Consider the following 7,145-nt stretch of genomic DNA (forward strand, 5'->3'; position numbering starts at 1 on the left):
TCGCGCACCGCCAGCGCCCGGCCCAGCACCCAGCGATATTCGCCGCTGCGGTGGCGCAGGCGATATTCGATCTCGAAGGTCTCGCCGGTGCGCAGGGAATGCTGCCAGGCCGCCTCGACGCGCTCGCGGTCCTCGGGATGGTAGAGACTGGCCAATTGGGCAGCGTCGGGCGCGGCATCGGCCACCCCGGTCAGCTCCTCCCAGCGGGCATTGTAATAGTCGTAGACGCCATCGGGCGTGGCCGTCCAGACGATCTGGGGCATGACATTGGCCAGGGTCTGGAAGCGAAGCTGGCTGTCGGCCAGGGCGCTGGCGACGCGATGCTGTTCGGTGACGTCGATGGCGACGCCCGGAAAGCGGTGCACCCGCCCTTCCCCATCGCGCCGGGGCAGGCCCGAGGCCACGATCCAGCGCAGGCTGCCGTCGCGATTGCGCACCCGGCATTCGCAGCGGAATTCATCGACCGCAGCAATGGCCCGCTCGATCTCGGCCTTGACGCCCGGCAGGTCGTCGGGGTGGATGGCGGCAAAATAGCGCCGGAGCGGCACGCCCAGCCCGGCGTAAAGCGGCTCGATGCCGAACATCTCGGCAAACTGGTCATCGGCGGTGATGACGTTGTCGTGCAGGTTCCAATCCCATGTGCCCACCAGGGAGGAGCCGGCCAGGGCCAGGGACAGGCGCTCCTCGCTGCGGGCCAGGGCGGCGCGGGCCAGGAAGCGCTCGGTGGTCTCGTGGATGGTGACCAGCGTGCCCAGCGCATTGCCATCATCACCAAGGACGGGGCTGACATGCATGTCCACCCAGGTGGATTCGGGCTGGCCGTGGCGATTGAGCTCCATCTCCAGATCGTGCAGCACCTCGACGCCACCGCGCTGGCCGATGGCCAGTATGGTATCCATCAGGTCGGCGATTTCGGGCCAGGCCTGGCGGCAGGGCAGGCCGAAAATACCGGGATGGCGCTGGCCGGCAAAGGCGGCATAGGCATTGTTGTAGAGAAGGATGGCCTGCGGCCCCACGAATATGGCCATGGGGATGGAGGCGGGCATCATCAGCCGCACCGCGCCCTTGAGGCTTTCGGGCCATTCCGGGATCGGCCCCAGCGGATTGGACGCCCAATCATAGTCGTTGAACAGCTTGAGCGCCGGATCCTGTTCCAGACGCGCGCGGGTTTCAGGACTGGCGGCGGGAAACAGGGTCCGGGGCATTAAGGGCCTTTATCGCAGACGACAGCGGGGCTGGCCCAGTATAGCGGACCGCCCATTGCTGGAGCAACGCGCGGCCCCGTCGGAGGTTCACCCCGCCGGCTCGATTTATTCGCCGGCCGCCAGGTGCCGGCGCGGCGGCTGTTGCACCGGAATCTCCTCGGCGACCAGGAAGGCCAGCTCCAGCGCCTGGCTGGCATTGAGGCGAGGATCGCAATAGGTGTTGTAGCGATCCGAAAGCGTCGCCTCGGTGACCGCCGCCATGCCGCCCACGCATTCGGTGACGTCGTCGCCGGTCATCTCGATATGCACGCCGCCGGCATAGGTGCCCATTTCGCGGTGAATCTCGAAGAAGGAGCGCACCTCGCTGAGGACGCGCTCGAAGGGACGCGTCTTGAAGCCGGTCGACGCCTTGATGGTGTTGCCATGCATGGGATCGGAGCACCAGACCACGGTGCGCCCCGCCTTCTGCACCGTCTCGATGAGGCGCGGCAGGTGTTCGCGGATCTTGTCGGAGCCGAAGCGCGAAATCAGCGTGATGCGGCCGGCCTCGTCGGTGGGATTGAGCCGGTCGAGCAGGCGCAGAAGGTCCTCATTGGAGAGGCTGGGGCCGCATTTGATGCCGATCGGATTGCGGATGCCGGCGAAATATTCGACATGGGCCGCATCGGGCTGGCGGGTGCGGTCGCCGATCCAGAGCATGTGCCCGGAGGTGGCATACCAGTCATTGGTGATGGAGTCGCGGCGCGTCAGGGCCTCCTCATAGCCCAGAAGCAGCGCCTCGTGGCTGGTGAAGAAGCTGGTCTGGCGCAGGGCCGGGGTATTGTCCGGGGTGAGGCCGAGCGCGCCCATGAAGGTGATGGCGTCGTCGATCTTGCGGGCCACGGCCTCATAGCGCGGATAGGAATTGGACTCCTTCATGAAGCCCACGGTCCATTCATGGATGCGCGTCAGTTCGGCATAGCCGCCCATGGAAAAGGCGCGCAGCAGGTTGAGGGTCGCCGCCGACTGGCGATAGGCCATCAGCATGCGGCCGGGATCGGGCTGGCGGGCGACCTCGGAAAATTCGATGGCGTTGATGATGTCGCCGCGATAGCTGGGCAATTCGACGCCATCGACGGTTTCGGTATCGGAAGAGCGCGGCTTGGCGAACTGGCCGGCGACGCGCCCGACCTTGACCACCGGCTTGCTGGCGCCATGAGTGAGCACCACCGCCATTTGCAGGAAGACGCGGAAGAAGTCGCGGATATGGTCGGCGCCATGCTCGGCAAAGCTCTCGGCGCAATCGCCGCCCTGGAGCAGGAACGCCTCGCCACGCGCAACGGCGGCCAGGCGGGACTTGAGATCGCGCGCCTCGCCGGCAAAGACCAGCGGCGGGAAGCTCGCCAATTGCCGCTCGGCCTCGGCCAGGGCGGCCGGGTCGGGATAGGCGGGAACCTGGGAAATGGGCTTGGCGCGCCAGCTTTCAGGGGTCCAGGTGGTCATTTGAGCGCTTCCTTAGGCGAGGTCACTTGCGGCAGGGGCCGGCATACCAAGGCTGGTGACGGGGGACAAGGGATATCGGGGCAGACCTTCGCATGAGGGGGCCAGTGGTGTGCGATGGTTCAGTCGTCCCCCTCCCTTGCGGGAGGGATCAAGGGGGCGTTTGGCCCCAATATCCGGGCTCCCGGCGCCCCCTCCCAGCCTCCCCCGTCGAGGGGGAGGTGCCGTGCAGTGGGTGGGGAAGCAAAAGGCTCAGCCGCCCACCTTCTCTCCGCCGCGATAGACGTAGCTGGGGGCCTTGAAGGTCACCAGTTCCTCGGCGGCCGAGGGGTGGAGCGCCATGGCGCGGTCGAAATCGGCCTTGCTGGCCCCCATGCCCATGGGAATGGCGACGAGCTGGATCATCTCGGCGGCGCCGGGCCCCAGGATATGGCAACCCAGCACCCTGCCCCCGTCCTTTTCGGTGATGAGCTTGAGCACCATGCGCTCGGTGCGGCTGGAGAGCGTATTCATCATCGGGCGGAAGCGGGCAAGATAGACGTCGATATCGCCATGGGTGGCCGCCTCGGGCTCGGTGAGGCCGATGACGCCGATCTCGGGCTCGGAGAAAACGGCGGTAGGAATGAGCGAATGATCGACCGCCTGCGGGTTGTCGTTGAAGACGGTCTCGGCGAAATACCAGCCCTCGCGGATGGCGACGGGGGTGAGCTGGGCGCGGCCGGTCACATCGCCCACTGCATAGATGGAGGGCACGGACGAGCGAGAAAAGGCGTCGACGGCGATGGCGCCGGTGGCGGTGAGCTCGACGCCGGCGCTTTCCAGCCCCAGGCCCCTCACATTGGGCGTGCGCCCCGTGGCGAACATGACGGCGCCAAAGGGGGCGGTGACGCCGTCGCTGAAGGTGGCGGCGACCTCATCGCCCTGCCGGGCCAGGGAGGCGATGGTGGTCTGGTAGATGAGACGCACGCCGCGATCGATCAGCCCGGCTTCGAGCCCGCGCCGCATATCCTGGTCGAAGCCGCGCAGGATGCAGTCGCCGCGATAGACCAGGGTGGTGTCGACGCCCAGCCCGGCGAGAATGGTGGCGAACTCCACCGCGATATAGCCGCCGCCCTCGATGAGGATGGAGCGCGGCAGGACGGGCAGATCGAAGACCTCGTTGGAGGTGATGCCCAGCTCGGCGCCCGGAATATGGGGAATATGCGGCCGGCCGCCGGTGGCGATGAGGATATAGCGGGCGTTCAGCTCCCTGCCCTCGCCCACCAGACGCACGGAATTGGGACCGGTGACCACGGCGCGGTCGCGGATGATCTTAACCCCCGGCTTTTCCAGATTGGCGGTGTAGGCGGCTTCGAGCCGGGTGATTTCCTTTTCCTTGTTGGCCACCAGGGTCGGCCAGTCGAAACTGGCCTCGACCTGCCAGCCGAAGCTGGGCGCGATGTCGAACAGGTCATGGAAGCGCGAGGCGTAGACATAGAGCTTCTTGGGCACGCAGCCGCGAATGACGCAGGTGCCGCCGACGCGAAATTCCTCGACTACGGCAACGCGCGCGCCATAGGTGGCGGCCATGCGCGCGGCGCGCACACCCCCGGAGCCCGCCCCGATCACAACGAGGTCATAGCTGTCGGTCATCGGCTGGCTCCTTTTAACCATCGTCATATGACGATGAATATCGGAACGCACTTCGCATAAAAAAAGGCCCCGCACAAGGCGGGGCCAAATCGGGAAAGGGCGCGATCAGACGTCGTAGCCCATGGCGCGCAGCTCGGTGCGCACCTTGGCGAAGAATTCGCGGCGGGTATTGTTGGTGAAGACCTGCATCACCGCCTGGATTTCCTTGTTCACCTCATTATTGGCCGCCGCCAGCTTGGCGCCGACGGGGGATTCGTAGAAGGCCACGATCTGCTGGAGCTCTTCGGCGGTGAAGCGGATGGCATAGAGGCGGGCAAACTGGTCGAGCAGCTCGCCCTTGCGGTTCTGGTAGGTGGACAGGACGCGGCCTACGGCCTTGTCGGCTTCCTCGGCCAATTCGGGATTTTGCGCGGTGATCTGCTGGAGCGTGCCGATGCCGATCTCGACCAGGGTCACCTCATAGACGGCGGCGCGGTCGGTGAGGTCGATATACTGGCGGGCAAGCGCCAATTGCTCGGGCGGCACTTCCTGGGCCATGGCCGGCATGGCCAGCGAGAACATGGCGGCGCCCAGCGCCACGGCCACCAGCGCCTTGGCGCGCTTCATAACAGTGCTCATCGAAATATCCATTCTGTTCCGATCCATCATTGCGGGTCGACTGCCAGGGTTTTTACGCCATCGGGGGCTGCGACATAAGCCGTCGTGCACATTTTCAGGAACAACCCATGCTGCACAACCCCCGCAATGTCGAGAAGATCGCGCGAAAGCGCTTCTGGCCGTGAAATACGGCCAAAAAAAGCATCGAGGATCAAATGGCCGCCATCGGTGACGAAGGGCGTTCCGGGCGCGGCCTCGCGCAGGCGCAGGCCACCCTCGGCCCCATGGGCGGCAATGGTTTCGGCCACGGCGCGGCGCGTGGCGCCCAGCCCGAAGCGATTGACCTCGATGGGCAGCGGAAACCGGCCCAGCACCGGCACCAGCTTGGAGGAATCGGCGATAACCACCATGGCGTCGGAGGACGCCGCCACGATCTTTTCGCGCAAAAGCGCGCCGCCGCCGCCCTTGATGAGGTTGAGGGCCGGATCGATCTCATCGGCGCCATCCACAGTGACGTCGAGCCGGTCGAGGCGGTCGAGATCGGACAGGCGGATATTGAGGCTTTCGGCCTGGCGGGCGGTGGCCTCGGAGGTGGGCACGCAGATGCAATCGAAGCCGGCGGCGACCTTTTCGCCCAGCAGATCGACGAAATGGCGGGCGGTGGAGCCGGTGCCCAGGCCCAGACGCATGCCCGGTTGCAGCGTTGCCAGCGCCATCGCGGCGGCCTGGCGCTTCAGTTCTTCACTCATGCTTGCCTCGCACGGGGTTTGGGCAAGGCCATTGCAGGCATGGGCGGCGGAGTCAATAACGCCAAGGGAGGAGGATCACGGATTGGTGAATGTCCACTGTAACCTGCTGGCAACACAATTTCGCCATGGTGGCGAGAGTGTGGCGAAAGCAGGGCATGCGCCTCTTTTCGCATTATTGTAAACCGCGTAAGCAACACGGATTGTTGGGGGGAGCCGAATCGAGGCGAGCCCCTTTTCAGAGGCCAAGTCGTCAGATGTTCACCATGAAACCAGCGATGGCAATTGCGCTATCCCTCCTCCTGTCGGTGGCTGTCGCAGCACCGGCGGCGGCCGCGCTTGTCTATGACCGCACCACCGGCAACTGGGTGGAGCAGTCCGAATTGCAGCCCGCCCGCCGCGGCGGCACCGCCATCAAGAAGCAGATCGTCGACTACAAGACCAACCACAAGCCCGGCACCATCGTCATCGAGACCGGCGAGCGCCGGCTCTATCTGGTGCTCGAAGGCGGCAAGGCGATGAAATATGGCATCGGGGTGGGCCGCGACGGCTTCACCTGGAGCGGCACCCATCGCATCACCCGCAAGGCCGAGTGGCCGGGCTGGACCCCGCCGCCGCAGATGCGCAAGCGCGTTCCCGACCTGCCGGCCTACATGCCCGGCGGCCCCGACAACCCGCTGGGCGCGCGCGCGCTCTATATCGGCTCGACGCTGTATCGCGTGCACGGCACGTCCGAACCCTGGTCGATCGGCCAGGCGGTATCGTCGGGCTGCATCCGCCTGACCAATGACGACGTGACCGATCTTTACGAGCGCGTCGCGGTGGGCGCCACCATCGTGGTCAACCACTGATCCCGCCATCCTCCCGAAGCTGCCCCCGGCTCCCGCCGGGGGCTTTTTTATGCCCCCCGCTTGCACGCGGCCCCGGGGGGAATAGATTAGCGGGATGAACATGCCCATGCCCCTCCCCCGCCCGCTGATCGACCGCTATGGGCGGCATGTGCACTATCTGCGCATTTCGGTGACCGACCGCTGCGACTTCCGCTGTGTCTATTGCATGGCCGAAGACATGGTGTTCCTGCCCAAGAAGGACATTCTCAGCTTTGCCGAGATCGAGGCGATCGCGGGGGCCTTCATCGCGCGCGGGGTGCGCAAGATCCGCCTCACCGGGGGCGAGCCGCTGGTGCGGCGCGATATCATGACGCTGGTGGCGCATCTGGGGCAACGCCTGGGCACGGGGCTGGACGAATTGACCCTCACCACCAATGGCAGCCAGCTCGCCCGCCATGCCGAGGGCCTCTTCGCGGCCGGCGTGCGGCGGATCAACGTCTCGCTCGACACGCTGGATGGCGCGCGCTTTGCCGCCATCACCCGGCGCGGGCGGCTGGAGGACGTGCTGGGCGGAATCGCGGCGGCGCGGGCGGCGGGGCTTGAGATCAAGATCAACATGGTCGCCATGCGCGGCATCAATGACGACGAGATCGAGC

At 65.9% G+C, this 7,145-nt stretch carries 7 protein-coding genes; 2 read left to right on the top strand and 5 right to left on the bottom strand.

Annotated elements, in window-relative coordinates:
• From VDP82_RS11725 to rpiA, 5 genes are all read right to left on the bottom strand, one after another.
• The coding region (locus tag VDP82_RS11725; protein ID WP_323015031.1) for a PAS domain-containing protein at positions 1-1,205 on the bottom strand (1,205 nt) is incomplete at its 3' end.
• Between the two features lie 105 nt (positions 1,206-1,310).
• On the bottom strand, positions 1,311-2,687 hold the full coding sequence (locus VDP82_RS11730; RefSeq protein WP_323015032.1) for a class II 3-deoxy-7-phosphoheptulonate synthase: 1,377 nt from the start codon (positions 2,685-2,687) through the stop codon (positions 1,311-1,313).
• A gap of 249 nt (positions 2,688-2,936) precedes the next feature.
• Positions 2,937-4,316, bottom strand: coding sequence for a glutathione-disulfide reductase (gorA, locus tag VDP82_RS11735; RefSeq protein WP_323015033.1), 1,380 nt, complete (start codon positions 4,314-4,316; stop codon positions 2,937-2,939).
• Positions 4,317-4,421: 105 nt separating this feature from the next.
• Positions 4,422-4,934, bottom strand: a complete 513-nt coding sequence (locus VDP82_RS11740; RefSeq protein WP_323015034.1) for a DUF2059 domain-containing protein — start codon at positions 4,932-4,934, stop codon at positions 4,422-4,424.
• A 26-nt stretch (positions 4,935-4,960) separates the two neighbouring features.
• Complete coding sequence (rpiA, locus tag VDP82_RS11745; protein ID WP_323015035.1) at positions 4,961-5,662, bottom strand: ribose-5-phosphate isomerase RpiA; 702 nt, start codon at positions 5,660-5,662, stop codon at positions 4,961-4,963.
• A gap of 305 nt (positions 5,663-5,967) precedes the next feature.
• Here rpiA and VDP82_RS11750 point away from each other — a divergent pair, with 305 nt between their 5' ends.
• A complete protein-coding gene (locus tag VDP82_RS11750; RefSeq protein WP_416347107.1) occupies positions 5,968-6,510 on the top strand; it encodes a L,D-transpeptidase in 543 nt (180 codons plus the stop codon).
• A 106-nt stretch (positions 6,511-6,616) separates the two neighbouring features.
• Positions 6,617-7,145: GTP 3',8-cyclase MoaA (locus VDP82_RS11755; protein WP_323015037.1), on the top strand; the 529-nt coding region annotated here is incomplete at its 3' end.

The organism is Devosia sp., assembly GCF_034675085.1.
Classification (GTDB): Bacteria; Pseudomonadota; Alphaproteobacteria; order Rhizobiales; family Devosiaceae; genus Devosia.